Source organism: Mesobacillus sp. S13 (genome assembly GCF_020422885.1).
GTDB classification, from domain to species: domain Bacteria; phylum Bacillota; class Bacilli; order Bacillales; family Cytobacillaceae; genus Mesobacillus; species Mesobacillus selenatarsenatis_A.
Genome location: NZ_CP084622.1, coordinates 2,157,504 through 2,182,485 on the forward strand (window position 1 = coordinate 2,157,504; position 24,982 = coordinate 2,182,485).

The 24,982-nt window shown below is 37.8% G+C and carries 31 protein-coding genes and 3 pseudogenes; 25 read left to right on the top strand and 9 right to left on the bottom strand.

All coding sequences use genetic code 11. The features are described 5' to 3' along the window. Position 1: 1 nt before the first annotated feature. From LGO15_RS11035 to LGO15_RS11075, 9 genes and pseudogenes are all read left to right on the top strand, one after another. The gene (locus LGO15_RS11035) at positions 2-700 is read left to right on the top strand and encodes a Crp/Fnr family transcriptional regulator (RefSeq protein WP_167830483.1); all 699 of its coding nucleotides are present in this window, start codon (positions 2-4) and stop codon (positions 698-700) included. Positions 701-718: 18 nt separating this feature from the next. Beyond that, positions 719-1,213 (top strand): DMT family transporter, encoded by a 495-nt coding sequence (locus LGO15_RS11040; protein WP_167830484.1) that lies wholly within the window; start codon positions 719-721, stop codon positions 1,211-1,213. A 130-nt stretch (positions 1,214-1,343) separates the two neighbouring features. Continuing rightward, positions 1,344-2,171 (top strand): STAS domain-containing protein, encoded by an 828-nt coding sequence (locus LGO15_RS11045; protein WP_167830485.1) that lies wholly within the window; start codon positions 1,344-1,346, stop codon positions 2,169-2,171. Positions 2,172-2,367: 196 nt separating this feature from the next. After that, entirely contained in the window at positions 2,368-3,135 is a 768-nt protein-coding gene (locus LGO15_RS11050) for a phosphatase PAP2 family protein (protein ID WP_226087594.1), read from the top strand. A 141-nt stretch (positions 3,136-3,276) separates the two neighbouring features. After that, a complete protein-coding gene (locus LGO15_RS24160; RefSeq protein ID WP_167830486.1) occupies positions 3,277-4,254 on the top strand; it encodes a methyl-accepting chemotaxis protein in 978 nt (325 codons plus the stop codon). A gap of 119 nt (positions 4,255-4,373) precedes the next feature. Beyond that, positions 4,374-4,478 carry a putative holin-like toxin gene (locus LGO15_RS11060; protein ID WP_226087595.1) on the top strand — a complete coding sequence of 35 codons (105 nt, stop codon included), beginning with the start codon at positions 4,374-4,376 and terminating at the stop codon, positions 4,476-4,478. 278 nt (positions 4,479-4,756) lie between these two features. Beyond that, a complete protein-coding gene (locus tag LGO15_RS11065) occupies positions 4,757-5,281 on the top strand; it encodes a ribonuclease H-like YkuK family protein (protein WP_167830487.1) in 525 nt (174 codons plus the stop codon). A 336-nt stretch (positions 5,282-5,617) separates the two neighbouring features. Further along, positions 5,618-5,851 carry a hypothetical protein gene (locus LGO15_RS11070; RefSeq protein ID WP_167830488.1) on the top strand — a complete coding sequence of 78 codons (234 nt, stop codon included), beginning with the start codon at positions 5,618-5,620 and terminating at the stop codon, positions 5,849-5,851. A gap of 46 nt (positions 5,852-5,897) precedes the next feature. Next, positions 5,898-6,320 (top strand): annotated as a pseudogene (locus LGO15_RS11075) (peptide-methionine (S)-S-oxide reductase). Positions 6,321-6,387: 67 nt separating this feature from the next. On the opposite strand, the gene LGO15_RS11080 reads toward LGO15_RS11075, so the two are convergent. Next, positions 6,388-7,008, bottom strand: coding sequence for an NAD(P)-dependent oxidoreductase (locus tag LGO15_RS11080; RefSeq protein WP_226087596.1), 621 nt, complete (start codon positions 7,006-7,008; stop codon positions 6,388-6,390). Between the two features lie 94 nt (positions 7,009-7,102). Between LGO15_RS11080 and LGO15_RS11085 the strand changes: the two genes are divergently transcribed. From LGO15_RS11085 to LGO15_RS11110, 6 genes are all read left to right on the top strand, one after another. Continuing rightward, on the top strand, positions 7,103-7,504 hold the full coding sequence (locus LGO15_RS11085; protein WP_226087597.1) for a hypothetical protein: 402 nt from the start codon (positions 7,103-7,105) through the stop codon (positions 7,502-7,504). A 151-nt stretch (positions 7,505-7,655) separates the two neighbouring features. Further along, positions 7,656-7,877: a hypothetical protein gene (locus LGO15_RS11090; RefSeq protein ID WP_226087598.1), complete on the top strand. Its 222-nt coding sequence runs from the start codon at positions 7,656-7,658 to the stop codon at positions 7,875-7,877. Continuing rightward, positions 7,852-8,037: a hypothetical protein gene (locus LGO15_RS11095; RefSeq protein ID WP_226087599.1), complete on the top strand. Its 186-nt coding sequence runs from the start codon at positions 7,852-7,854 to the stop codon at positions 8,035-8,037. Before LGO15_RS11090 ends, LGO15_RS11095 begins: the two co-directional genes overlap by 26 nt. 354 nt (positions 8,038-8,391) lie before the next feature. Further along, entirely contained in the window at positions 8,392-9,231 is an 840-nt protein-coding gene (locus LGO15_RS11100) for a DUF2268 domain-containing putative Zn-dependent protease (RefSeq protein WP_226087600.1), read from the top strand. Positions 9,232-9,308: 77 nt separating this feature from the next. Continuing rightward, positions 9,309-9,740 (top strand): NUDIX hydrolase, encoded by a 432-nt coding sequence (locus LGO15_RS11105; RefSeq protein WP_226087601.1) that lies wholly within the window; start codon positions 9,309-9,311, stop codon positions 9,738-9,740. An 88-nt stretch (positions 9,741-9,828) separates the two neighbouring features. Beyond that, on the top strand, positions 9,829-10,173 hold the full coding sequence (locus LGO15_RS11110; protein WP_226087602.1) for a hypothetical protein: 345 nt from the start codon (positions 9,829-9,831) through the stop codon (positions 10,171-10,173). Between the two features lie 258 nt (positions 10,174-10,431). Here LGO15_RS11110 and LGO15_RS11115 read toward each other — a convergent pair whose 3' ends face one another. Then, complete coding sequence (locus tag LGO15_RS11115; protein ID WP_226087603.1) at positions 10,432-11,085, bottom strand: hypothetical protein; 654 nt, start codon at positions 11,083-11,085, stop codon at positions 10,432-10,434. Between the two features lie 374 nt (positions 11,086-11,459). On the opposite strand from LGO15_RS11115, the gene LGO15_RS11120 reads away from it, so the two are divergent. Together LGO15_RS11120 and LGO15_RS11125 are read left to right on the top strand one after the other, a co-directional pair. Continuing rightward, positions 11,460-11,804 (top strand): hypothetical protein, encoded by a 345-nt coding sequence (locus LGO15_RS11120; protein ID WP_226087604.1) that lies wholly within the window; start codon positions 11,460-11,462, stop codon positions 11,802-11,804. Between the two features lie 376 nt (positions 11,805-12,180). Continuing rightward, positions 12,181-12,612: a hypothetical protein gene (locus LGO15_RS11125; RefSeq protein WP_041964324.1), complete on the top strand. Its 432-nt coding sequence runs from the start codon at positions 12,181-12,183 to the stop codon at positions 12,610-12,612. A gap of 62 nt (positions 12,613-12,674) precedes the next feature. Here the strand turns inward: LGO15_RS11125 and LGO15_RS11130 are convergent, their stop codons facing one another. Next, positions 12,675-13,142 (bottom strand): hypothetical protein, encoded by a 468-nt coding sequence (locus LGO15_RS11130; protein ID WP_226087605.1) that lies wholly within the window; start codon positions 13,140-13,142, stop codon positions 12,675-12,677. A gap of 171 nt (positions 13,143-13,313) precedes the next feature. Here LGO15_RS11130 and LGO15_RS11135 point away from each other — a divergent pair, with 171 nt between their 5' ends. Then, the gene (locus tag LGO15_RS11135) at positions 13,314-13,730 is read left to right on the top strand and encodes a flavoprotein (RefSeq protein ID WP_226087606.1); all 417 of its coding nucleotides are present in this window, start codon (positions 13,314-13,316) and stop codon (positions 13,728-13,730) included. A gap of 127 nt (positions 13,731-13,857) precedes the next feature. On the opposite strand, the gene LGO15_RS11140 is transcribed toward LGO15_RS11135, so the two are convergent. After that, a complete protein-coding gene (locus LGO15_RS11140; protein ID WP_226087875.1) occupies positions 13,858-14,319 on the bottom strand; it encodes a DinB family protein in 462 nt (153 codons plus the stop codon). A 121-nt stretch (positions 14,320-14,440) separates the two neighbouring features. Between LGO15_RS11140 and LGO15_RS11145 the strand changes: the two genes are divergently transcribed. Beyond that, entirely contained in the window at positions 14,441-15,214 is a 774-nt protein-coding gene (locus LGO15_RS11145) for a Cof-type HAD-IIB family hydrolase (protein ID WP_226087607.1), read from the top strand. A 426-nt stretch (positions 15,215-15,640) separates the two neighbouring features. Here LGO15_RS11145 and LGO15_RS11150 read toward each other — a convergent pair. After that, a pseudogene (locus LGO15_RS11150) lies at positions 15,641-16,043 on the bottom strand (TrmO family methyltransferase). A gap of 257 nt (positions 16,044-16,300) precedes the next feature. Between LGO15_RS11150 and LGO15_RS11155 the strand changes: the two are divergent. Beyond that, positions 16,301-17,083 (top strand): GNAT family N-acetyltransferase, encoded by a 783-nt coding sequence (locus tag LGO15_RS11155; RefSeq protein WP_226087608.1) that lies wholly within the window; start codon positions 16,301-16,303, stop codon positions 17,081-17,083. Positions 17,084-17,138: 55 nt separating this feature from the next. Here the strand turns inward: LGO15_RS11155 and LGO15_RS11160 are convergent, their stop codons facing one another. Genes LGO15_RS11160 through LGO15_RS11175 form a run of 4 tightly spaced genes read right to left on the bottom strand, consistent with a single transcriptional unit; the run spans position 17,139 to position 21,770 of the window. Next, positions 17,139-17,534 carry a hypothetical protein gene (locus tag LGO15_RS11160; protein ID WP_226087609.1) on the bottom strand — a complete coding sequence of 132 codons (396 nt, stop codon included), beginning with the start codon at positions 17,532-17,534 and terminating at the stop codon, positions 17,139-17,141. Between the two features lie 3 nt (positions 17,535-17,537). Further along, positions 17,538-18,932, bottom strand: coding sequence for a sensor histidine kinase (locus tag LGO15_RS11165; protein ID WP_226087610.1), 1,395 nt, complete (start codon positions 18,930-18,932; stop codon positions 17,538-17,540). Next, positions 18,929-19,600: a response regulator transcription factor gene (locus LGO15_RS11170; RefSeq protein ID WP_226087611.1), complete on the bottom strand. Its 672-nt coding sequence runs from the start codon at positions 19,598-19,600 to the stop codon at positions 18,929-18,931. Before LGO15_RS11170 ends, LGO15_RS11165 begins: the two co-directional genes overlap by 4 nt. 49 nt (positions 19,601-19,649) lie before the next feature. Beyond that, the gene (locus LGO15_RS11175; RefSeq protein ID WP_226087612.1) at positions 19,650-21,770 is read right to left on the bottom strand and encodes an MMPL family transporter; all 2,121 of its coding nucleotides are present in this window, start codon (positions 21,768-21,770) and stop codon (positions 19,650-19,652) included. A gap of 204 nt (positions 21,771-21,974) precedes the next feature. Between LGO15_RS11175 and LGO15_RS24345 the strand changes: the two are divergent. The 5 genes and pseudogenes from LGO15_RS24345 (at position 21,975) to LGO15_RS11200 (ending at position 24,977) form a co-directional block, all read left to right on the top strand. Then, positions 21,975-22,420, top strand: a pseudogene (locus tag LGO15_RS24345) (DUF4275 family protein). 3 nt (positions 22,421-22,423) lie between these two features. Beyond that, positions 22,424-22,861 (top strand): hypothetical protein, encoded by a 438-nt coding sequence (locus tag LGO15_RS11185; RefSeq protein WP_226087613.1) that lies wholly within the window; start codon positions 22,424-22,426, stop codon positions 22,859-22,861. Between the two features lie 40 nt (positions 22,862-22,901). Next, positions 22,902-23,492 (top strand): group-specific protein, encoded by a 591-nt coding sequence (locus tag LGO15_RS11190; RefSeq protein ID WP_226087614.1) that lies wholly within the window; start codon positions 22,902-22,904, stop codon positions 23,490-23,492. A gap of 22 nt (positions 23,493-23,514) precedes the next feature. Next, a complete protein-coding gene (locus LGO15_RS11195) occupies positions 23,515-23,991 on the top strand; it encodes a hypothetical protein (RefSeq protein ID WP_226087615.1) in 477 nt (158 codons plus the stop codon). Positions 23,992-24,098: 107 nt separating this feature from the next. Then, entirely contained in the window at positions 24,099-24,977 is an 879-nt protein-coding gene (locus tag LGO15_RS11200; protein ID WP_226087616.1) for an aminoglycoside 6-adenylyltransferase, read from the top strand. Positions 24,978-24,982 lie beyond the last annotated feature (5 nt).

Below are 24,982 nucleotides of genomic sequence, written 5' to 3' on the forward strand. Positions count from 1 at the left end.
TATGAAAGAAATACAAGTTTCGGAAACAATGGAAGAAGTTCTGCGGACTCACAATGTTGAAAGATTATTTACAAACGAAATCATTCCTTACTTAAGATTATTTGAGTTTGAAAAAGGGGAGCAAATATGTTCGCAGGGTGAGCCTGTAGAGTACTTATATTTACTCGTGAAGGGAAAGGTAAAGATCTTTACCACATCAGAAGAGGGGAAGACATTGATCCTTTCTTTTAAAACACCGCTTGAAGTCATTGGCGACATTGAGTATGTACAGGAAATTGACACAATCAATACTGTGGAGGCCGTTTCTCCTGTGGTCATGATTGGTGTCCGACAATCTGTAGTACGTAAGTATTTAAAAGATCACTCACCGTTCCTGCAATTCTTGCTTGAAATCATTACTCGGAAATTCTATATCAAATCCCAGTTCATGCGCCATAACATCCTGTACCCTGTTGAAACCCGGTTAGCAAGCTATCTTGTGTCTGTTGCCTATGATGAAAACGAAGCGCTCGTCAATGGGAAGGTCAGCACATCAAACCTTACTGATATTGCCAATTTAATTGGAACGAGCTACCGGCACCTTAATAGAATCATAAAGGATTTTTGCATGAATGGCCTGGTGGAGCGGGATCACGGTGCAATAGTCATCAAGGACCTAGAAGGGTTGAAATCACTGGCTAAGGAAGATCTTTATGAGTAAAAATTCGGAGGAAAAACGATGTTATTAGGCTTACTATTTGCCATAATGGCCGGCACGCTTGTCGGTGTTCAAAATATTTTTAACAGCAAGGTCAATGAGAAAACAGGATCATGGACGACTACAACATTAGTACTAGGTTTAGGTTTTCTGGCATCATTCATGCTCGGCCTCTTCTTTGAAGGGTGGAAAATGTTTGATTTGCAGCAAATGAAAGGGTGGTACTGGTTCAGCGGATTGCTCGGAATCGGCGTTGTTGCCGGCATTGTACAGGCCATAAAGCATCTCGGACCGACTTTCGCGATTTCGATTGTGTTAACATCCCAGCTTGGATTCGCCGTTTTGTGGGATTCATTAGGATGGATGGGATTGGAGAAGGTACCGTTTACCTGGCAGCAATTCCTCGGTGTGATCGTCATCATAGCAGGAGCCATCGTCTTTAAATGGAGCGAAGGTAGCGAAGAAAAGGTGGAAGTGATCAATTCCAAGCTTGGTAAAAAAATAGAAGTATCATAAGATAAAATCTTTCGCGGCAGTTCGGTTACTGCCGTTTTTTATTTTGAGGTAGTTATGATTATATTTAATCATATGAACATGGTATAATCTTAAAAAGAAAAAATGGAACAATTTTATAGGAGCTGAACTTGTGAATCCCACCGAAAGATTTTCTAAATACCTCATCGAACATGCAGAGACGATCAGTAAGGAAATTACAGATTATAATTTGAAAAAGCTTGAAATCAATCTGCCGGAAGAAATCATCCAACAATCAATAAATACAAACAAAGCTTTCCTGGAATTTCTGGGTGATACACTGAACCTATCAAAGGAAACAGTGGCCGGAAAATTCATTGAGTGGTATAAAGCAAGACAGGCAAATAAGCCTAAATATCAGTTCAGCCATGACGAAGTTGCGAGTATCCTAAAGCCGTATGCAGAAACTCGCCTGCAACTGATTGAAATGATGACGAAAATTTCAATCGCAGAGGGACTTTCCACTGAAGAAGTGGTGTTCGTCAATAATCGTATCAGCTACTTGCTTGATTTGAGTATTGCAGAAACGATGATTGAACGCGAAAAACTCGCAAATGAAGAGAACAATAAGAATCAAAAAATCATCACGGATTTATCATCTCCAGTCGTTCCGCTCGCACAGGACATCGCCATTCTTCCTTTGGTTGGCGAATTCGATTACGAACGCAGCGACCATATCATGACCCATGTCATCCCAAAGGTCAGTGAACTCAGAATCAAAAAACTAATCATCGATTTTTCAGGGATCGCCATGATTGATGCGGAAATCGCAGCACGTATTTTCAATATCAATAAAGTTCTTAAACTGATTGGAATCGAGACGATGCTTACAGGCATACGACCAGAGCTCGCAGTTGATGTGATCAACACGGGAATTGATTTTTCAAAGTTAGACACCTATGGAACAGTGCAGCAAGCGATATTGGCTCATCGAAAATAAGTGGCAGTCAGGTAAAAGCTTCGCACTTTAAAAAATGCCAGGACAAGGTCCGGGCATTTTTTTGATTGGTTGTTGGTGAAATTGTCCAAACTTCATTGCAGCCCCAGCATATCGAAACGGCACAATGGAATGACACCCAAGTCTCATTCCATTGTGCCATTTTTGTTTGCATTCTTTTAAAAGGGGAACGTTATGTATGAAGATCGGGAGAAGAAGGGACGAGCATTCTATGATTGAAAACAAAACAAAAGCGAAGAACACGTTCCTCCCAATCCTTTTGGTTGCGATTGGCTTAGGGACGTCCATCACCTTCCTTTACTTATTCGCGGAACTGGCTGAGGAAATGCTGGAATCCGAGATAAAGAGATTCGATGACAGCATCATTCGATTCTTCCACCGGATAAAAACAGATTTTTTAGATATGACCATGTTTTTGTTCACTGAAGCAGGCTCAGTATGGTTTCTCACCATTTTTAGCTTGATTATCATATCTTATCTCTGGGTGAAAAAGAAAGATAAATGGGGTATCCTCTTTTTTATTGTTGGAATCGGCGGGGGCGGACTGCTGACCAAACTGTTAAAATACTATTTTGGCAGGGAACGGCCTTCAATCGACGAAACCATTGACGCTATCGGGTACAGCTTCCCAAGCGGCCACTCCATGGGGTCATTGATCTTTTACGGATTCCTAAGTTACTTCCTGTTTCGCTCAGATCTCCGTAAAAGAATCAAGTGGATTGCACTATACACATGTGGTTTACTGATCATGATGATTGGAATCAGCAGGATTTATCTAGGAGCCCACTATCCAAGCGACGTTATCGCCGGCTACCTGGCAGGAAGCATCTGGCTCATCCTCTGTATCCTGGCACTGGAATATGTAAAGTGGAGAAGTACATCACAAAGAAAACCAATCAAGGCATTTAAGGAGTTTATCGGGAAGCAATTAAATAGCAGGGCATAGAAGTGCAATAAAGGAAGAAGGCTGATGTGGCCTTCTTTCTTTTATATGGAATGGTTTCTAACTGTGATATATATCACCACAGCCCAATAAGGTTATTGCTATACTTTTCATGCAAATATGTAGAAAGCGTGGGAAAGTATAATGCTGACAACGTTGAAAAGGTTAAAGGTTGTTGAAGAAGAAAAACAGATACTTCAATATAAGGTAGATGAATTGTACGCTCAGTTTGAACAAAAAGAAGAATTTTTCCAGGCTTTTATGGAAAAGTTCACCCAGGAGCTCGGGAGCACAATTTCTCAGCATGAACTGGTTAATGATCAGCATTATGTTCTTGGGAATAAGGTTGGCCAAATCAAAAATCACTTTGACAGAGTAAATGAAATCAGTGAGTATTCTGTTGAGAATGCCAAAAGGCTATCTGGTAAGGGACATGCCCTGATTCATTCTGCTAAAGAAATGGTTGAAAAGTCAAATGAAGGCGGAGAGCTGGTTAGGCAGGTAGAAGAGCTGATCATTAGGGTTGGAGAAATTTCGGACCATGCATACCAGAATATGAGAAAATTGAATGAGCGCTCAAAAGAGATCGAAATGATTGTGAAGGTCATTAAAGAAATAGCTGACCAGACCAATTTATTGGCTTTGAATGCCTCGATTGAAGCAGCACGAGCAGGGGAGCATGGAAAAGGGTTTGCAGTTGTTGCCGAAGAGGTTCGCAAGCTAGCAGAGAATACCGCGAAAAGCACAAATGATATAGGCTCATTGACAGCAAGCATCCAGAAAGAAATAGAAGATACAATGGATTCTGCAACTTCAAGCGCAAAGTTGATTCACCAAAGCATAGATTTGAGCAAAAATGCTTCAACTGGAATGGATTACATCACTTCGTTCATTAATAAAGTAGAATCAGAAGTCGGTGAAGTAATCGATGAAATCGAGCAACAAAAAAGCAGTTCACTGCAAGTAATGAAAGAGATCACTCAAACGAAAATCCTTTTTGATGAAGTAAACGGACTCATCCAGCAACACATCGAAGAAGCGAGCAAAGTCGATTCGAAATTAGAGGAAACGAATAAGCAAATTGATCGATTCGGTTCTGATAGCAGCTCCAGATTGGAGTAACAATCTATACCTCAAATTATGTTTAAAGATATGCGAACGTATATTCTGGTTATTTGTTTATCTATGTACAGCAAATGCGGGGTGGGCAGCGGCCATTCCTCTCTTTCTTAGGAGAGGGGATGCCGCTGAAGGTTACGTCTGAAGCAATGAACATGATGATTAGTTTTGCAACTCTAGTCATTGCCGCAGTCGCATTAGGTATTTCTGCAAACAAAAAGAAATGACCTACCATGCATCGCCCAATGTTTGAGTAGATCATTTCTTATTCAAGTGATAGTTGCTGCACTTCAAGCAGCTCGCTTACACCTGAGTTTCCGGTTGCTGCCGGAGACTCTTTTTTTGAACTATAAGGGAAATTATAGCGGTTTTAAATAGTAAAGTAAACATTCTCCCCGATGACAAGCTTCACCATTGAATCACGAAAGAAGGCGAAATGCTGATATCCACCACTGTTGGAGCATATAAATGAGTACAACTATTCTCCGAATTGCAGGTGAGTGAAATGAAACTTCAAAAGGGTTTTCAGAATTTGTCAAAGCGGAATATGGATTTTGAAGAGGTCTTTCAGCATATCATGTCGTTCATCAAAGTGCAGCCAAATGGCAATCACAGATTGATCATCGGCACGGACTCTCAAGTTCATAGTTCATTCACGCGTTTCATCACAGGAGTAGTCATACAACGGGAAGGCAAGGGTGTATGGGCATGTTACCGATCCATTGATATAGCAAGGAGAATTGAAACAATACAGGAGAAGGTTTCATTGGAAACAAACTTCACGCAGGAAGTTGCTTGCATGTTCACTCCGCAAAAACAAAAACAATTGATCGATCTAGTGCTTCCCTATGTTGAAAAAGGTGGCAGTTTTAAGATGGTAGGGCATTTGGATCTCGGCAGGGGAACGAAAAACAAAACCAGAGTATATGTTAATGAAATGATAAAGCGAATCGAATCAGTCGGTCTCGAAGCACAAATAAAGCCTGATTCATTTGTGGCCTCCAGTTATGCGAACAAGTATACAAAATAGGGTAATTACTGTGCACAGCATATCTCATTTTATCGAAATAAAGATATTCATTCATCCTACTAGAGTTTAATCTTCGTTGGAAAAAGTAATGGTGGCTAATTAGGTAAACGACATTAGTTTTGAATAACGTATGTAGCGACTTTATCCTTATGTTTTGTGAAATATTTGAACCAGTATTACCTTAAAGGATTTAGGGCCATTTATGTTGAATATCTTATTAAACTTCCGGTCTCTATAGAAGGAGATATAGCTGAAAATATCGACTCATGGTGATATTAAGGCTGTGAACTAAATAGTTGATTGCGAGAAAAAATATTATCATTTAGAGGGGATATAATGGAGAAAATCTTAGTGAAAACCGGAATATATTCATTTATTGTTCCATTCTTTTTACTAGTTGCCTTTATGAAACGGGAAAATAGTACGATAGATGCTGAAGGCTTTACATCGAGTGTCGTAACGCCTTTTCCAGAGTTCTTTTTCAATATTTTTAGATATTCTGTAATAGCCTCCCTCATAGCAGTTGTAATTGCTTTTGCTTACTTGATTTCGGAAAAGAAAAAAGGGTAGCACATCCTGTAACCTACTTTGGACATTTTTTACCTAAGCAGCTTGGTTGAACAAGACTTTACCTAAAGTTCAGTTTTCATAAGCGGAAAGAGCCAATGGAACAAAACAAACACTTGATGGTGATTATGTTGGCTACGCCGAATGTGTAAAAACTGGATTTGATCCAAAGGTTGTGACGATCACGGAATTGATGGGGTATTTTTTTGAAATTATTGATTCCTACAGTTTGAATAAACAAGGACAGGATGTTGGTGAGAAATACAGAACAGGCGTATTTAGTGAAAAGCTTGAACACTTAATAGAGGCGAAGTCGTTTCTTAGGGAAAGAAATGATTATGACACAATAGTTGTTGAAGTGTTACCTCTGACAAACTATGTGAGAAGTGCAGAAAAACATCAGTATCGGTTAGCAAGATGTCCAGATGATTATTGTCATATTCCAAAAGAGATATTAAACGAGTATAAGTAAGGGAGGAAATGAAGAGATGGTGTAAAGACTTAATCGCTTACACCATCTCTATTACTAATAAATATTATTAGTAGGCGATTCCTACACGTGATCTTATATAATCTCTTGCTTCTACCTGTTTATAAGTAAATTCAGCTGTATCCGGTACGGATATTTTAGCTCCACCATCAGGCAAAATATCTCGGGCTATGCGGTAGCTGCCCACCTTTTCTCCATCCGGGAGGTAAGTAGGGCAGACAATCGTCCACTCGAGCGTTGATTGTTTAAGCATATCGTAAACTTTATGATGTTCTTTCGCAGCACGGGTTGACTTCTGTTTGGATTCACTTGACTGATATCGCAGAACATTTGGAGTGGTTTTACTTTGGAGAATACCCGCAGTTCCTATAGTAATAATTCGTTTTATACCTTCGTTTTCCATTGCTTCAATAATAAGCGGCATACTTTCTGAAAGAGTGGTCGTGCCATCAGTATTTAGTGCACTAATCACAACATCCATCCCATTTATTGCACGCATTATATCATCTCTATTTAAAACATTTCCTTGAATGATGGTTAAGTTTTTATGATTTATTTGAATCTTTTCTGGAGAGCGTATTAATGCAGTAACATGATGACATTCATGAAGGGCATAAGTAACTATGTGACTTCCAACTCGTCCAGTGGCTCCTAGAAGTAAAATATTCAAAAGATAAAACCCCTTTTGCAAATAATAATATTTTACTATAAAAGTTATTTTATTGTCTTGATTTAAGTATATCAATATCTTTTGGAGATGGCTTATGAGAAAATCTTTATTCCAAATTACATTGTTGAGCAGTTTAGTTATGCTGTCCGCTTGTAATGGTGCAAAAACACAATCATTGGAAGAATTTTTTAAGGATTCAAAGATTGAAAATGTAGATAAAATCATTATTCAAGATGGTACAACTGGAGGTTCAGAAAGTATTACTGAGCAGGAACAAATAAATGAATTTCTTACTCTATTAAAAGATATAGAATTTACTCAACAGGACAATCAAGAAGAACTTAAAGGCTGGCGATATGGTATTACGGTTTTTGATGGTGAAAAAGGATTTACATTCACATTAAGTGAAATTGGTGACACTTTTTACAAGTCCAACCCAGATATATATCCAATTGTAGATAACTACTACAAACAGCTCAAGAATGGCAAAAAATAAAGGTCAAACAATAATAAGCGTTTAACGAGTGCTTTAATCCAAAAAGGATTGAGGCACCTTTTTGTTGAATTCCTTATTAAGATAAGAAGCAGGATAGTTGAAGAACGGATCAAAAAAAACCTTGGATTGAACCGAATAAGGGGGTAATTGGATGAAAAAGGTTGGATTTATACTAGGTATAGCAATAGTTATTGTAGCTGTGTTCATATTTTTAAATAAATTATACTATCCCTCTCTTCCAATAGAGAATTTATCAGCAAAAGAAGCAATTGATAAACTAAAAGAATCGGAAAGTAAAATAGCAGAAATTGCAGTAGAAGGCGATTCTATTTGGTATATCACAAGAAATGAGCAATGGTATAACGATTGCTGATGAAAATATAAAACAAATGATTGGTTCAAGTGGATGGGAATTTAAAGAAAAAGATGGTGCTGGTCTGTTCTTTGAAAAAGATGGAAGGAGATTAATTGCCACCACTCAAATGTGGACTGGGAAATATGTTCTCGTTAAAATCCCAGGTGATTTTAAATAATTTTAAGTTTTAATAAACTATTGGGTGCATTGATTAAGGGGAATGATTAACCGCGTTTTTGATGAATTCCTTATTGAACAAACGAGAGAGATTTGTTCAATAAGAGATTTGAAAAGGTATTATGCGAAAGGGGAACAAATGAAAAGTTTTATGAAATGGGATTACTTTTGGGTATTAATAGTTGGTATCTTGATAGGTTATATTGGAATACCAATGCTCTCACGATTGTTCGATTTAATCTTCAACTAGCGAGGCAGTTTAGTTTAATAAGAACTTTGATTCTAATGGTAAAAAATTAACTTAAATAGTCTTGCTATTAATAGCTATGGTAATTACTTAGAATGGAGGTTTATTTTGAAAATAATTAATACTTTACCGTTTTTTTTGGATAACTATCAACCTTCTATAGATTTCTTGCGGAGGTATTATATGAAGTATCCAGAGATTTTTAAAGAGTACTTTTTATATCATTGCAAAGACACCGAAGAAAGACATATTCAGTCAATAAAAAGATATCCTCAAGTCTTGACTTCCATCCAGTTAATCCACAATGAGATTGTCACCATTATAAAAGAAGTAGAGCAAAATTACTTGGGTATGTATCAAGTGAAATTTCCTATTGATGTAAATTTAATTGTCGGTGGTTTTGGTTCTAATGCCTATTCTCACAAACAAATAATACCTAATGTAACTTTTGCGTTAGAAAAATTATCACCAGAAAGCAGTCATTTAAAAGTCATTATTGCACACGAATTAGGACACGTTACCCATAATATTATTTCAGATAAAGCCGGAAATGATTGGTCGAATGTGGAGTGGAATAGTCCTCTTACCTGGCTATTCCAAGAAGGGGCAGCTACACATTTTTCAAGGAAAACATCTCCTGGATTGCCCTCTTCCGTATATTTTTCTTACGATGATAATGGCGAAGAATGGTTGGAATTTGCATCATCGAACAAAAAGGAAATTCAACTTGAGTTTGCAAAAGATCTTGCAATAAGTACCCCGCAGGAAATTTTCCGTGAGTGGTTTTCCATTAATGGAGGCAAAACTTTTGGTTTTCCTCGATTAGCATACTTTTTGGGTGATCTGCTATTTAAAGAAAAAGTTTTACAAGTTGGAGAAATGAACGCCATTGTAGCTTGGAAAGATCACAATTTTGAAGAAGTCGTTAATAGTTGGTTGAACTATTAAAAAGCGTGTAGATTCTAAGGGATACCATCAATTGTGAAATATTTGAAAAAACAATAACGTAAAAGAGGGGCATTATTATGGTACAAAGTACACAACAAATTTACACACCACCAAAACATTTTGTTTCAGCAGCAACTATTGTACTCAATGATGAAAAGGAAATTTTGTTAATTAAGGGACCTAGCAGAGGATGGGAAATGCCAGGTGGAATAGTTGAAGAAGGCGAGTCTTTGAAAGAGGCAGCAGTAAGAGAAACTAAAGAGGAATCTGGTATTGATATTGAAGTTCTAAAATTCTGTGGAATATTTCAGAATGTGAACAAATCAATATGTAATACATTGTTTTTGGCCAAGCCAATCGGAGGAGAATTAACAACTTCATCAGAGAGTCTAGAAGTAGGGTTCTATCCAATTGAGAAAGCATTAGAAATGGTAACAGTGGGAAACTTTAAGCAAAGAATTGAATACTGTCTCGATAATAGCAAGCACCCATTTTATATAGAATTTTAGGTATGGGAAATTGTTGAATTCCTTATTAAACAAACGAAGCAGGAATGTTCAACAAGGGTTATGTATTTTTACAGGGGGAGAGTGTTCTATGAAAAAGATAATAGTCCCTATTTTAATTGTTTTTATATCGGTTGTTTATATCTACCAACAGAATCCTATGGTTACAGGAGAAGCAGTAGTCCACTCGGTTGAACTTATGCAAAAACCATCAGAAGAATGGGGAAGTTCCATTTCTCCGATGGATTTAAGTGAGTTAGAAGGATTAGGACCTGATAACGTTAATGCAACACTAAATATAAGGGAGGGGCTTTGGTATAGACTCTTAAATAGGAAGCAATGGGAGGTCACAATAAAATTTAAAGGGAATGAACCAACAGTTGTTTTTGAAGCAACTACTGGTAAATTGCTTGACCTTTATGGACCTTTAAATTAAATACTCGCTTGTTCAACTATCGGTGCAGGTTAGTTCAATAAGAATTAGAAAACGTTCCGTCAGTGACTGAAAGCGATATTGCTAAAGTTGAAAGGCACCTTTTATATGTTTACCAAAAGAATAGACAAGTATTTGTCCTTTGAAAAACAGGTAGAGCAAATGCTTATTTCATCGTGCCAAAAATCGAATAAAACCACGGTGGAAATTTAAAGAGTAGTTTAAAAGGACCATAAATTTATGGTCCCGACCCTCACTGAACTATTTAAGTTTTTTAATCTCTAGAATTCTCCATTTTTCTTCCTTATCTAAATCGAACCCACTAGGCGAGGATTTATTTTCCTTCAATCCCGTTGCCTTGGTCATTATAAATTGATAAGCAGTATGTTCGTTTTGAACTGAATTAAAAATGAGAATAATTTTCCCCTTTTCCGTTCTAAATTCATTAAGGTTTCCTACTACGTTAGGTTTCCATTCAAATCCTAGCCCGTCAAAATTGAAAAAACAAGGGCAATTACCTTCAAAGTCAAGAGATGAGTAACTTACAGTACCAGTACCATCAAAGGCTATATAGTTATTTGCTTGAAAAAATGTTTTCGCTGCCTTATAGGAGTTAACTGTGCTAATCGCATCATTTAAATCTTGGTATTGAATGAACGACGATTTTAATTCTTTAACTTCCTCTTCTAATTGAGAAATTTGCTCAACTAATTGTTTATTTTCGTTTTGCAACTGTTCCGTCTCGGTAGAACTCTTTTGATTTTGTTTCTCTAAGCGAGACGTTTTTTCTATTAGTGAATTTTTATCATTTTGAAGGTTATTTACCAATCGAGATATGTCCAAATAGTCTAAAACGAATATCGTGGCAAGAACTAATAAGATGATAAAAGTGTAAGTTTTAAAACCTTTCTTCAATTTAATCCTCCATTCCAATTCATTTCAAGTAATCATCAATCCGCATCTATCTATACGAAAGTAAAACTCAAAAGTTACAGAATATTAAAAATTAGTTTTTTAAAAAAACATTCCTAAAACAACAAACTTTACGAAAACAGCGTTTTTGAAAAGGACGTAAAGAGATTAGTTGCCACCACTCAAATGTGGACTGGGAATTATATTCTTGTTAAAATCCCAGGTAATTTTAAATGATCTTGAGAGGTTTTTTAATAAACTATCGGTTGCGTTGATCCAGGGGAGGATTAACCGCTTTTTTGTTGAATTCTTTATTGAATAAACGAGGCAGGAATGTTCAATAAGGGTTATGTATTTTTACAGGGAGAGAGTGTTTTATGATAAAGATAATAGTCCCTATTTTAATTGTTTTTATATCGGTTGTTTATATCTACCAACAGAATCCTATGGTTACAGGAGAAGCTGTAGTCCACTCGGTTGAACTTATGCAAAAATCATCAAAAGAATGGGGAAGTTTCATTTCTCCGATGGATTTGAGTGAGTTAGAAGGATTAGGACCTGATAACGTTAACGCAACACTAAATATAAGGGAGGGGCTTTGGTATAGACTCTTAAATAGGAAGCAATGGGAGGTCACAATAAAATTTAAAGGGAATGAACCAACAGTTGTTTTTGAAGCAACTACTGGTAAATTGCTTGACCTTTATGGACCTTTAAATTAAATACTCGCTTGTTCAACTAAAGGGGCAGTTATGTTGAAGAAGAGTATTGTAGAGGAATGAAAATTGGATAAACAAAGAACTTTTTTTTATGGGTTTATTGTTGGTTTTGTATTACTGATTTTACCTATACCTCATTTTTTCTTTTGGCAAGACGTTACGGATAATGTAGAAGTAATTTTTCGATATAGTGGTTTTGTTTTGATGGTAGTTTGCGGAATTCCTTTGATTTTTGATGTCTTTCGGAATTTTTTAAAATGAATTTTCACTAACTGGTGCCATAGCTCCAGATCGAGCTGCTTGTTCGACTAAAGAAGCAGTTTAGTGCAACAAGAACTATTGTATTTTTATGGTAAACTTTAAATAAGAGGAGGTACTGATGAAAAGAACTTTATTGTTTTTTATATTATTTATTCTTACTATTACATCCTCCGTTCAAGCATTAAGTTGGGCATATCCTTTTGTCGTTTGGAATGGGAACGTTTATGAAGTAAAAGAAGAAAAGGTTTTAGCTAATGAAATTGGAGAGAAGATTGGAGAAGTAAAAACAAAACCTAATGATATGACTGGAGATTACTACGGAAATGCTTCAAATGCTTATCCTAAAGGTACGAAGTATTTTGAAATAAATAATATATCAACTAAGAATGCAATAGCTGTTGAAGTAGGAGACAACAAGTGGCAAAAAGCTGTTTATGTCCAGCAGGCACCTTTTCATTGGATGGATATACTCACAAAAATTCTACCTACCCTTCTTTTAATAGCAATCGTCATTATCATTTTAATACGCGTTAAAAAACGAAAAAAGTAAAGATATAATTAGAGTTTTTTCATTAACGGGTAGCTCTAATTCAAGATGGATTAGAGTTTCTTTTATTGAACTATAGAAGCAGGATTGTTGAATAAGAAATATTTTCTGAATAGTGGAATTAATAAAGTTTTAAGTGTAAAATTACACTTATTGGTTGATGTTTTTGGGGGAGTTAATTTGTTAAAAGATAAAAAAAGTTTTTTCCTTGGGTTCTTCGTATACCTCGTTTTATCCTTATTACTGAATGTATTGTTTGTGTTTTTATTTAGCAAGCAGGCAGAACACTTAGCAGTAGATCTGTAGCATTTGATCCCTTCTCTAATGTTCAACGAATTGGTAGAATCGATTTCTCCATCGTTTCCTGACATACTATTCCTTATTCCCATTGCTTTAACAGATGGTATAATCGGTGGAGTTATAGGATTAATATTGGGTGGGTTTATCAGGGATAAATCTAAGGGGATTTTATACATATCACTAATGGTATCTTTTGCTATTTTTGAGTTTGTGGTTGTGAACTTCATTCCCATATTTACTTCTTAAAAATACTGTTCTTCTAAATCGAAGAAAGTGTTAATCTTGGCTGGATTAACACTTTTTTAACTGAGTTTTTTATTAAGCTAACGGTGCAGAATACTTCAATAAAGGATTATTAATATTCTTTTATGAATTGATTTACAAAGTAAATTAAGGAGGTTTTTATGGATAATCTATTTAGAGAATTTCTTGATACTTATTTAGATGCTTGGCGTTCTTCCTCTTTACCTCAGTTAAAAAATTTTATATCAAGAGATTATAAAGCCAGAGAGATTACAAATGGAGATATAATTGATTTTGGATTTGAAGAATCGATCCAAGGGTGGGAACAAGGATTCAATTTTGCTAAAGAAAATAGTGCAGAGTGGGAACTCAATGAGATTACTAATATTCCATTGAGAGCTGATGAAATATTAGTAATTATATCTGCAACTATGTCTTTACAAGGGAAGAGTTTAGATACTGCACACTTATTTTTCCAAACTTTTAAAAAAGATTCTTACGGTGGTTGGAAACTAATAAGAAGTTATATTGAAGCGGGAATCCCATTGGGTAATATAAAGAGATTGCAATTGAACTAATGGGACCATTGCTCCACATTTGTTTTGCCAAACAAGGTGGTATTTTCGTTATTCCACTAAAGTTGGAGTTTAGCAATATAATACAGCTAATTAGGGCTCCCTTTCAGTAGAAAAGGGGGCCTATTTTTTATGCGTACTGCCTAACAATTAGATCAGAAGAAATCGGTTTAAGTTCCAATTCCCGTGACCAAATTGATAATTGTCCAATGTGATGAACTTCATGAGTGATGAGGTGACGGATTATCTTGCCATAAGTAAAAGTGAAAGATGTACCACCCTTACCATCTCTATGTATTTTTTTGTTTTCATAGTCATTAGGCAAATTACGAAGGAATGTTTCTGTTATTGTTTTTGTAAATATAGAGTACCTTATAACCTCGTCCAAATTAGAAATGGAGTTCTTTTCAGGATAGTCATGAGGTTCTTCAAGCATGTAATTAATCCATAAAAGTTCACAGTCGATAACATGAATAAGGTTTTTTAAGATACTTCCCATACCGCCAATTCTTTCAGCCTGTAACTCTTCTAAGGAAAGAGACTTACACCAATTAAACCAGTCCTCTCTTACCTGCCAATTATATAAAAACATATCTAACAAAATTATCCCCTCCTAAAAGATTATATTAATTATTTTAACAATAAACTTTATTCATTTGGTACAATTTGTTAAAAGGTGCTATATTTCTTGAAAGAAAAAAGGGGATTCTATAATGAGTTATAAAATCGCATTTTTTGATGTTGATGGAACTATAACAAACCATGAAGATGGCAGCATACCATACTCGACTATTGAAGCTATAAAAGCTTTGAAAAACAAAGGAATCAAGGTTGTTGCTGCAACAGGAAGACCATTATCAATGTGTAAGGACTTACAGGAATTAGGCATTGAAACCTTCATAACAGCAAATGGAGGATACGTTAAACACAGCCAATCAGTAATTTATAAAGTACCAATGAATAAAAAGGTCATTCAAGAAGTCATGGAATTCGCTCAGTTAGAGAATAACGCTCTATCTTTTTATACTGAAGAATTTAGTATGAATGGTGTAACCCAAAATGAAATTTTAACAGCCTTAAAGGAAACTTTGTCACTCGATAATTATCCTGTTACTAATGGTTCAATCCATGAACAAGAGGTATTTTTAATGTGTCTTTTTGCAAATAACGAAACAGTTGAGAAGTACATACAAAAGTTTCCTCATCTAACATTTAAAAGATGGCATCCATATGTGTTGAATGTTTTACAGGAGGATGTATCAAAGTCTCTGGCTATACTGAAAACTCTAGAATTCTTTGGGATTGATAAGGCGGAGGCAATTGCTTTCGGTGATGGGGAAAATGATATTGATATGGTGGAACTAGTTGGGCTTGGTATAGCAATGGGTAATGGAAATGAAAAGTTGAAAAACGTAGCAGATTTTATTACGAAAAAGTCTAATGAAGATGGTATTGATTATGCCTTAAAAAAGTACGGAATAATTTGAGATGACTAGTTGGTTTAGTGTGTGGTTATAAAAATAAGTTAGTCGTCTTGTTGAACAAACGGACCAGCATTCCTGTAATACCAGTACAACTTTGTGAAGAAATGTACTTAAACAAACGGGTGCTTATCTTCAACAACGTGCTATTATAAAGAAAGCTCAGAGCTTAATGGCTCCGAGCTTTTACGTACTAATTTTACTGCTGAAGTGCCTGCCAAATTAGACTGCGAGTTACACTGCGAAAAGCACTGCTAATTCAAATTTTTGTACTTCAAAACCGAACCCGTTAATAATGCCGGCTATTATATAGTAAATTTCAGATGTCTACATGGTTCTATGAGTCTGCAAAACTAACTTCATAACTTTGGCAGTTTTATTAAACCTGTTTAATTACCAGTAATTTTTCATAATCTCTTTTGACCAACGAGGCTACTGGACCTTTTCCCTCGGTAAAAATTCAACCATTGTGGGTTTGATATCTTGGACAGGTGTTCCGTCTAAGGCATCCAACCTCTTTACATATAGCCTTTTGTCTTTCACTTTAACGATTTTAGCCATTGTTACTCCGATTTTGGTTGGTCTATATTTTCCTCTTGGTGAAAAATTACCGACGAGCGGGAATTCTGGATTATTTCTAGGGTGTCTTGCTTTAACTTACTTTATAGAAATAAAAGACCACTTCAACGTGAGAGAATTGATCCAATTCCGTAGAAGCCTAAGCGTCGATTTCATCTGGCAATTCAATGAAACTATGGACGGATTCCCAGTTATCGTCTTGGATTTCTTTTCGTTCGTTTTCAAAAAATCCCAATGGTTTTATTTCAGACCCCATCTTAACATCTCCAATCCATTGATTTGATTTTTCCACTCGCTTAGATTTTCTTTAAAATTAATAAATAACACATTTATTGTGACAGCTTTGATGGAGTAAGGACCAAAGCTGTCAAGAAAAGCGTGATATTGTGACAGGTTTGAAGGTTCAGAGGGCAAAGCTGTCAAGACCCCCCATTTTCTGACAACATCCCTTTAACCTGGATTATTATGCTAAAATTAATCATCCAAAACAATCGACTGAGGGGATTGATATACATGTTAGATCAAATACTTGAGCTGGAATTTGCTTATTTGGCTACGTTTACGACACGCCATGACAGGGAGTGGGGAATTCTCTTTTTAAATCCAGATCAGCCTGCATATTATGATGCGAATCATGCCCATGTTCATAAGCTGGTTGAAAGTCCGGATAAAGTTGTCGAAGAAGTCTTGTCTTTTTACAAAAAAGTAAACATCATTCCACGGTTTTACATTCACAATCCGGCTGAACAACCTGCACTGCTCAGTGAGTTAAAATCAAGAGGGTTTGGATATGAGGAATTAACGGGACCTGTACAATTATGGAATCAAAAAGTGGTGAAGCTGGATAAGAATGAGGGAATTTCAATTGAAGAAGTTACCGAAGCTAACTTTCAGGAAGCACTGGAAATCGAATGCAGCATTGAAGAGATTGGCGGCCGTGCCGTACGAGAAAAAGCTTTAAAGGAAGAGTTTAGTCATCCCGCTTACCAGCACTTCTTGTTAAGGTTCAATGGAGTTGCCTGTTCCACTGCCTGTATCTTCGCACAAGGCAGCCAAGCTCGTATGGAAAGTGTCGCAACACTAGAGGAATATCGAGGTAAAGGGTTAATAGGACATATCATTCAACATATTCAGCAAGAAGTGCAAAAACAGGGTTTTGAAAATCTATGGGTATTCCCTATCAACGAAAGGGTTGAAAAGGTATATAGCCGTTACGGTTTTGATACGATCATGAAACTTACGACAGGTCACGCCTTTTTAGGGGGAAAAAGCATTACCGAAATTCAAAATAGGTAACTTTCAAACAAAAAGAAATGACCTGGGTCATTTCTTTTTGTTTTCAGTCTCAATCTTATTTTCCTGTCTTTTCAATGAAAAATGTAACAACCACAAACAAGATAAACGCGACCAGTAACAGCGATCCTCCGACGATGAACAAGACCATCACGAATGTATCATCCAGGTTGAATGGGTTGAGGTTGTACATCCACATGCCAATCGTGAGTCCGAGAGAACCAAGCATGCCGGTGATAGAATGAATGGCTACAAGTTTCTTATACTTAATTTGATAGTTTTTGTAAAAGATTCCCCAGGCGAATACGGATAACCAGCCGACCAAGAGGATGTGGGCATGGATCGGGCGCATGGCATAGTCGCCGCCACCCGCCATGTGTGAGCCCATGAATGTTCCGATCAATCCAAAGATCGCCGCAAATCGTATTAGTCGAATACTCCAAGTTTGTTCCATTTTTTATTCCTCCGTCTGTTTTTCTATAGGGAGCTTTATCGTAAAAGTGGTACCTTTTTGAATCTCGCTCTCCACTTCAATTTTTCCGTTGTGCAATTCAATAATATGCTTAACAATCGACAGTCCCAATCCTGTTCCATCTTTCTTTCGTGCGGCATCGACACGGTAAAAGCGTTCGAAGATCTTTGAAGCTTGCTCCTTATTCATGCCGATTCCGGTGTCCTTGAAGATGACCGTTGTATATTCTTCGTCTCCAGAAATTTGGATGAAAATACTGCCGCCCGTTTGATTGTATTTAATTCCATTCGTAAGCAGGTTGTCCCAGACTGTCATCAAAAGTTCAGGATCAGCGAGAATGGGGGCAGGGGGGAGGTGGTAGGAGATTTCAATCTCCTTTTCTTCCAGCCGCCATTGATGCCTTCTGACCGTATCCTTGATTTGTGTGTCAATCCTTGTGACACCAAGCTTCATTGGATAAGATTTTTGATCAAGTGAAGTAAGAAGCAACAACTGTTTCGTCAGATTGGACAGCCGCTTCGATTCCTGGTCAATGATATCGACATATTCAAGGTGCTCCTCATCGAGGGCCTGTGTTTTTAAAAGCTCCGCATATCCCTGGATATTCATCAAAGGTGATTGAAAATCATGGGATACATTATTAATAAAGGATTTCCGCGCTTGATCATTATGCTGCAATTGAACCTGCATCCTGCTGAAGCTTTCGGCAAGCTGGCCAATCTCATCACTTCGATGTATGTTCAATGGGTAGTTGAAATTTTCCCTGGTGATTTCCCTTGTGGCTTCAGTCAGCTTGGTGATCGGCTGAATCAGGTGTTTGGCAAACCAAATGACACCGCTGATGCTGACGATTGAAACCGCGACGAAAAACCAGGCGAAAATGACATGGACATCTGAAAATAACAATTTGTTATTGGGTCTCAGGTACAAGCCATAGTCCTCGTCACCAATCGTAAAGGGGACGCCGACGGTATTATCCAGCTGATTGGAAAAATGGTTCATCATCATCCATGGAGAGTTTGAATTGTCCATTCCATGATAGATTTCCTTTTCTTCAACCACCTTTATTGCTTCTGCTGGGAGGTTCTTTTTCGAAAAAGGTTCACCAAAGAAGAACTCCTCACCTGATTCACTTAGTACATATAGCTGATAGCCTAGTTTGCTGATTGAATCCAGATAGCCAGTGAAACTTATATGAGTTGTGGAGTGCATTTGCTCAAGACTGGATGCAACCTCTTCAGCAACTTTTACATTCTGTAGGTCGATTCGTTCTCTTGTCGAGGTCATGTAGACCCAGTTGGCCAAAATGAAAGCAATCACAATGCTGATTCCAAGGATGAGAACGGTTGCGATGATGAATTTACGGTATAAAGTTTTCATTTCAATTCCTCTAGTCTGTAACCAATTCCCCGGATTGTCTGGATTTCCACTGAAGCGTAATGCTTTTTCAGACGGTCCCGGATGCGGTTGATGTGGGTATTCAGCGTTTGTTCACTGCCCTCATAGTCCGCTCCCCAGGCTTGTTCAATCAAAGATGCGCGGGGAGTGGTCTTATTGATCCGTGAGGCGAGGATGCTCAACAGTTCGAACTCCTTCAGCGGAAAAAGAATCGTTTCCTGATTAATTTCCACCTCAAAACTGTTGCGGTCAATCCTCATATTCCCGGCCTGGATGATCGAATCGATTACCTTTTGCATTCTCCGGAGGACAACGGCCACCCTGAATAAAAGCTCCTTCACTTCGAAAGGTTTTACAATATAATCCTCGCTGCCTGACAGGAATCCTTCTTCTTTATCGCTTAACTGGCCTTTTGCGGTCAGGAGGATGACGGGAATCTCCCAATCATCGGTAAGGATCTTTGTCAATTCGAAGCCATTCATTCCAGGCATCATCACATCGACAATCGCCAGGTCGACGTTTTGTTTTTCAATTAGTGATAATGCCTCCTCGGCATCATTGGCTTTGAAAACCTGATATCCTTCCTGTGTTAAATGGATGGTTACGAGTCTTTGAATATTTACATCATCATCGACAACCAAAATTCTCATTTTTTCAGCCTCCTAAAAAGGGAATGAGAGAGGAGGCCCTCTCTATTCCTTATTGAATCTCCGGACTGGTTTGCTTATCTTTTTCAAAGAAAAGGATCAATGCAGGCAGCAGCATGCCTCGGACAAGGAAGGTGTCGATCAGGATTCCGATCGCTACCATGAAACCGAAGATGAACAGATCGGCGATTGGCATTGTCGTCAGGGCTGCAAACGTTGCCGCCAAAATGATCCCTGCGGATGAAATTACGCCGCCTGTATTGCGGATGGCGATTTCAAGTGCTTCTTTCACATTATGTTTCTTGCGTTCTTCAATAAATCGGGACGCTAAAATTATATTATAATCGATTCCAAGTGCAACTAGGAAAATGAATGCATAAACCGGAACGCGGGTGCTGATAGCATCATACCCGAAGAGCACGTCGATCAGGAATACTCCGAGACCTAATGCTGATACAAAAGAGAGCAGGATTGTACCCATCATATAGATCGGCATTTTCCAGCGGCGAGTCAAGACGACGAGCAATCCAAGTATCAGGGCCGTTTCAAGTAAAACGATTTTGATGATATCGCCATTATTGTATTCACGCTCATCGACCAGCTTTGGAGTGACGCCGCTATAGTAAGCCTCAGCATCCAAACCTAACTCGTCAAGTATTTCTGGTGTTTTCTTCTGCAAATCCTCTATATAGTCCATCGCCTCAATTGAGTAGGGATTCATCGCGAGAGCAATGCTGAACTTGGCAGCTTCATTGTTTTCTGTAATCGCTGATAGACGGACAGAAGCAATTTCTTTATCACCCTTCAGCTTCTCGGTAATCTCGACAGCATCTGCTTCGGTTAATGAGTTATCAGCTGCTATCAATAGTGTAGTAGGAGCTAGCTCGCCTTTATCAAACCTTTGTTCCACTATTTCATAGCCAACGCGTGAAGGCAAATCTTCTGGGAAGCTTTTGACCATATCGAATTCATATTCCAAATTGAAAACGTTCAGGGCAGAAACAATCAAGAAAATCGCGACTAGACCGCCGGAAAGCCCTGGCTTGTTGACAACGAATCTGGCAATCGGTCCCCAGACTCCATGCTTGACCTCTGTTTCCACACCATATTTAGGCACCTTCGGCCAGAAAGCCTTACGTCCGAATAAAGTGAATAAGGCAGGCACCAGTGTCACCGAAGCGAGCATGATGAAGAACATCGCTGTTCCGAAAATTGGTGCAAAGTTTTGGTAATCACGGAAATCTGCAAACAGCAGCACAAGCATTGCTGCTAATACCGTTCCGCCGGCAAAAAAGACCGGTTCACCTGTCGCACGCATCGCATGCTTCATGGCATCGAATTTATTTTCGTAATGGTTCAGTTCTTCGCGGAAACGTGAGAATACGAATAAAGAATAGTCAATAACAGCTGCGAACAGAAGGATACTCATGATTGATGTTGTTTGATTATTGATTTCCAGTCCGCCAGCTCCCAAGAGGGCAACACTCTGGTTCACGACCTGATAGACAATGGCTGTCGCCAATAGTGGAATGATGGCCAACAATGGCGATCGATAGATCACAATTAGCAGGATAAGGATGATTCCGACCGTTGCCAATAACAGTACGAAGTCTGCCCGTTCAAATAGCTTGATGCTATCACCTGAAATCCCGGCAGGACCAGTGATATAAAAAGCTGTACTGTCAAGCTTATCAGCGATTCCAGTACCAATTTCAGTTGCCTTATCATTGATTTCAGCATAATCGTCATTGCCCAATCCTTGTTCAAGCTCCATCGGGACAATCATTGTCGATTGATCCTCTGAGATAAAACCACTCAGCGCCTGCGGTGGAAGGGAACGAGTATCAACGATATTTCTTATTCCTTCGATGTTCTCTGAAATGATTCCATCAAGGATTTGATTCACTTCGTCGAGATTAATGTCGCCGTTTTCGTTATGGAAAACGAGAATACCGGGAGTACCCTGTTCATTCGGAAAAAATTCCTCCGTTTTATTTTGCGCGATGATGGACTTAGCCTCATCAGGCAGCGATTGAAAATTGTTTATTTTGTAATCTCCGAGCTGCGGACCTGCGCTCAAACCAAGCATCAGCACGAGCCAGGCGATGATTGTGATCCACATTCCGCGCTTCGTTGAAACCCAGTCTGTGATGGAATAAAGCATTTTCTTCATTAATATGGCCTCCTATGTTCGATGCTAAAATCTAATTGAACATCAGCACAGTTCCGGAAAGTATTATTCGGAACAAGCACTGAACAATGAACATCATAAACTACGAAAATAAACACAACCTCAACTTTCAGTTACATTTCGCAAGAGGAATTTAACAAGCAAACAGAGAATGGATAGTAAGGCATGTCATACAGGAGGCAATTCATGAATTTCTTTGATAAATTAAAATGCAAGAAATTACAAATCAGCAAGACAGAAGGTTTCGGTTATGATGTAAGACAAAAGTGGGAGGCTGCATTTGCTTCACATTTAAGTCCTAAGGAAAAAGAGAGATATTTCTTCATGATAAAGGCGGAGCAAGCGGGTTTCTGTGGCATTTGTTCAGCTATGAAAAAAGAAAATGCGCAAAGGAAGAACAGGCGGAATTGGCATTCGACAAACAATACAAAGATACATGCCTGATTTTCTTTCAGCATTCAGATGAGGTGTGGAAGGTAAAGGATTCTTCAGATATGAGGGCGGCAGATCTATTGATGACTGATGGTGAGTATGCGGATTTATATATTGTCGATCGTGACTTTAACTGGACCTTTGTTGTCACACATGAGCAAGGATGGATTGGGCCATTTTTTTGCAGGAAGGGGGAATAGAATTTGCTCATAAGAAAATTAGTTTCCGCAGTAGGGGCAACAATGATGATGGTGATTCTGTTCTCAATCCTTGATCAATCAGGGGTAGGGTTATTCTTCGGTCTGTACATCCTTCCGATTACCTTTATTTACGGAATTCCATCTTCCATTCTATCTGATTTCCTCACGCGGAGAAGCAATGGAGCAATTAGGATCGTTTCAGGAGCTTTACTTCATATTTTTCTCGGAGCGCTGTTCGTTGCCTTACCGACCTTCATTTTCGATGCAGAAAGCGGAAACTGGATAAATAGTGTATGGAACAACAGCTTTTTCTTTTTTACCGCTGTGGGTTCAGCTCTTTTCTTCTGGTTCTTTGATGAAGCAATCAAAAGTGAATGGTTTGGTCATTTAAGAGGAAAATGCTTTTGGTTCCTGAAAAGGATTGGAAATATGAGAGTTTAGCCAGGAGGCGACTCAATAAAAGAATCAGGAGGAGAGGATTATGCAAGAACAATATCAAAGTGGGTTCGAATTGGAAGTAAATGCACCATGTTCATTAAATTACTTAATCCTGATTCAAAACATTTATTTGAACAGTAAAAATAAAGATATCGAAAAACCTTTGTTTCCCTATGTCGATGGTTCAGCTTGGGGGTTACTTGAGGAAGGATTTGAAGAGACATTTGCTGAAGTTTGGAGAGAGGCAGTCGATAAAAATTCTAAAAATTATATGTATGACCACAATGGAGTACTTCAGTTAGATAAAGAACTCTATCAAAAGCTGTTTCAGGACAATGAATCAGGTTACTCAGAAAGTGTAAAGTTCTTCTTGGCCTGGTGGAACGGGTTTCATGGAAAGATCGCCATTGAGGCAGTATTTGATCATGACAAAATGGAGAAGGTCTATAAAGAGTTAGCTGCATCGGTAAAAATAGATAAACGGTTAAGGATACATTTGCTCTATGACAAAACCGTATTAGCTGTCAGAAGTGAACGGCCCTGGTATGCAGTGGTAGCTATTGAAGAAATTTTTATCCACAAAAAGCGTCCAAAGCTAATATCGGAACTATTAAAGAGTTGTGTGGATTTGTGAAAATAAAAATGGAGGGAACCTTTTGTTTTTATATCATAGGTATGATCATGACTTAAATATTTCCCCGCAAAGGGTTTTAAAAGAAGGATTAAATCATAGAACAGCAACAAGATGGTATTCAAGAGGGGCTAAATTCTTTCCAGAACTAACTGAACAATTCAGGCCAATAAATTCACCAAAATGGATCGATTTCAAAGTAGCGTTTGGTGCAGATTTGGAACCATTTGAAAAACCTTACTTTCGTTTTCCTGTGTTCAGTGAAAAGATTTTAGTTTTTAATTTCGAAATATCAAGTGATTTATTTGCCCATCTTGAAGATCTATATGATGGAGGTAAAGGGCATTTTATTGATGGGGTGCCGTCAAAGGAGGAATTAATAAAAGAGTATTGGAAAAGTATGATGCCTCTTTCCGATTATTTGAAGCACAGACCTTTCGAGAACACTGAAGTTTACATTTTTGAACAAGTCCCAGGAGAGTTAATTGAGTTTATGGAGTAGGTACTATTTGAGCAAATTGTCCAAGATTTCAAGCAAGCAATGGTCTTTTGCTTGTTTGTGTTTAAATTGATTAAAAAGAAACGATAGTTTACTGGGGAGGAGTACACTTGAGAAGTGAAAAAGCTATGTATGATTTAATACTAAGGGTAGCTGAAGAGGATGAACGAATCCGAGCTGTCTATATGAACGGATCCCGAACGAACCCTACTGTTCCAAAAGATATTTTTCAAGATTACGATATTGTATATGTAGTGACGGAAATTGCATCTTTTTTAGAAGATGAAGATTGGATTAATATCTTTGGGGATTTATTGATGCTTCAAGAGCCTGATAAAATGGATCAACAAATTGGTTTGAAGAGGGATTTTGAACGTTCTTATGGATATTTAATGCTTTTTACTGATGGGAATCGAATTGACCTTCATATCGAAACAATCGACTCAATGATTAATGGTTATGGTAGTGATAAACTAACAGTTCCATTATTAGATAAGGACAACATTTTACCGATCATTCAGCACCCCACAGATATTGATTATCGAGTAAAAAAGCCATCAGAAGCGATGTTTGTGAGTTGTACCAATAATTTTTGGTGGTGTTTACAAAACGTTGCAAAAGGAATTTGGCGAGACGAATTGCCATACGCAAAATTAATGTATGAAAATACGACGAGAGCTTCACTTGATGAAATGGTTTCATGGTGGATTGGAACAGGATATGACTTCGAGGTCTCAACAGGTAAGATGGGCAAATACTTTAAAAATTATCTGCCAGAACCATATTGGGAGATGTATGCAAAAACTTATTCCGATGGTGACTATGAAAACTTTTGGGACTCCATATTTGTTACATGTGAGTTATTTAGAAATTTGGCAATGGATGTGGGAAATCATTTATCATTCTCATATCCATTTGAAGATGATAAAAACATGACGGAATTCCTTAAACATGTGAGGCATCTGCCTTCGGATGCAAAAGAAATTTAAAGGTG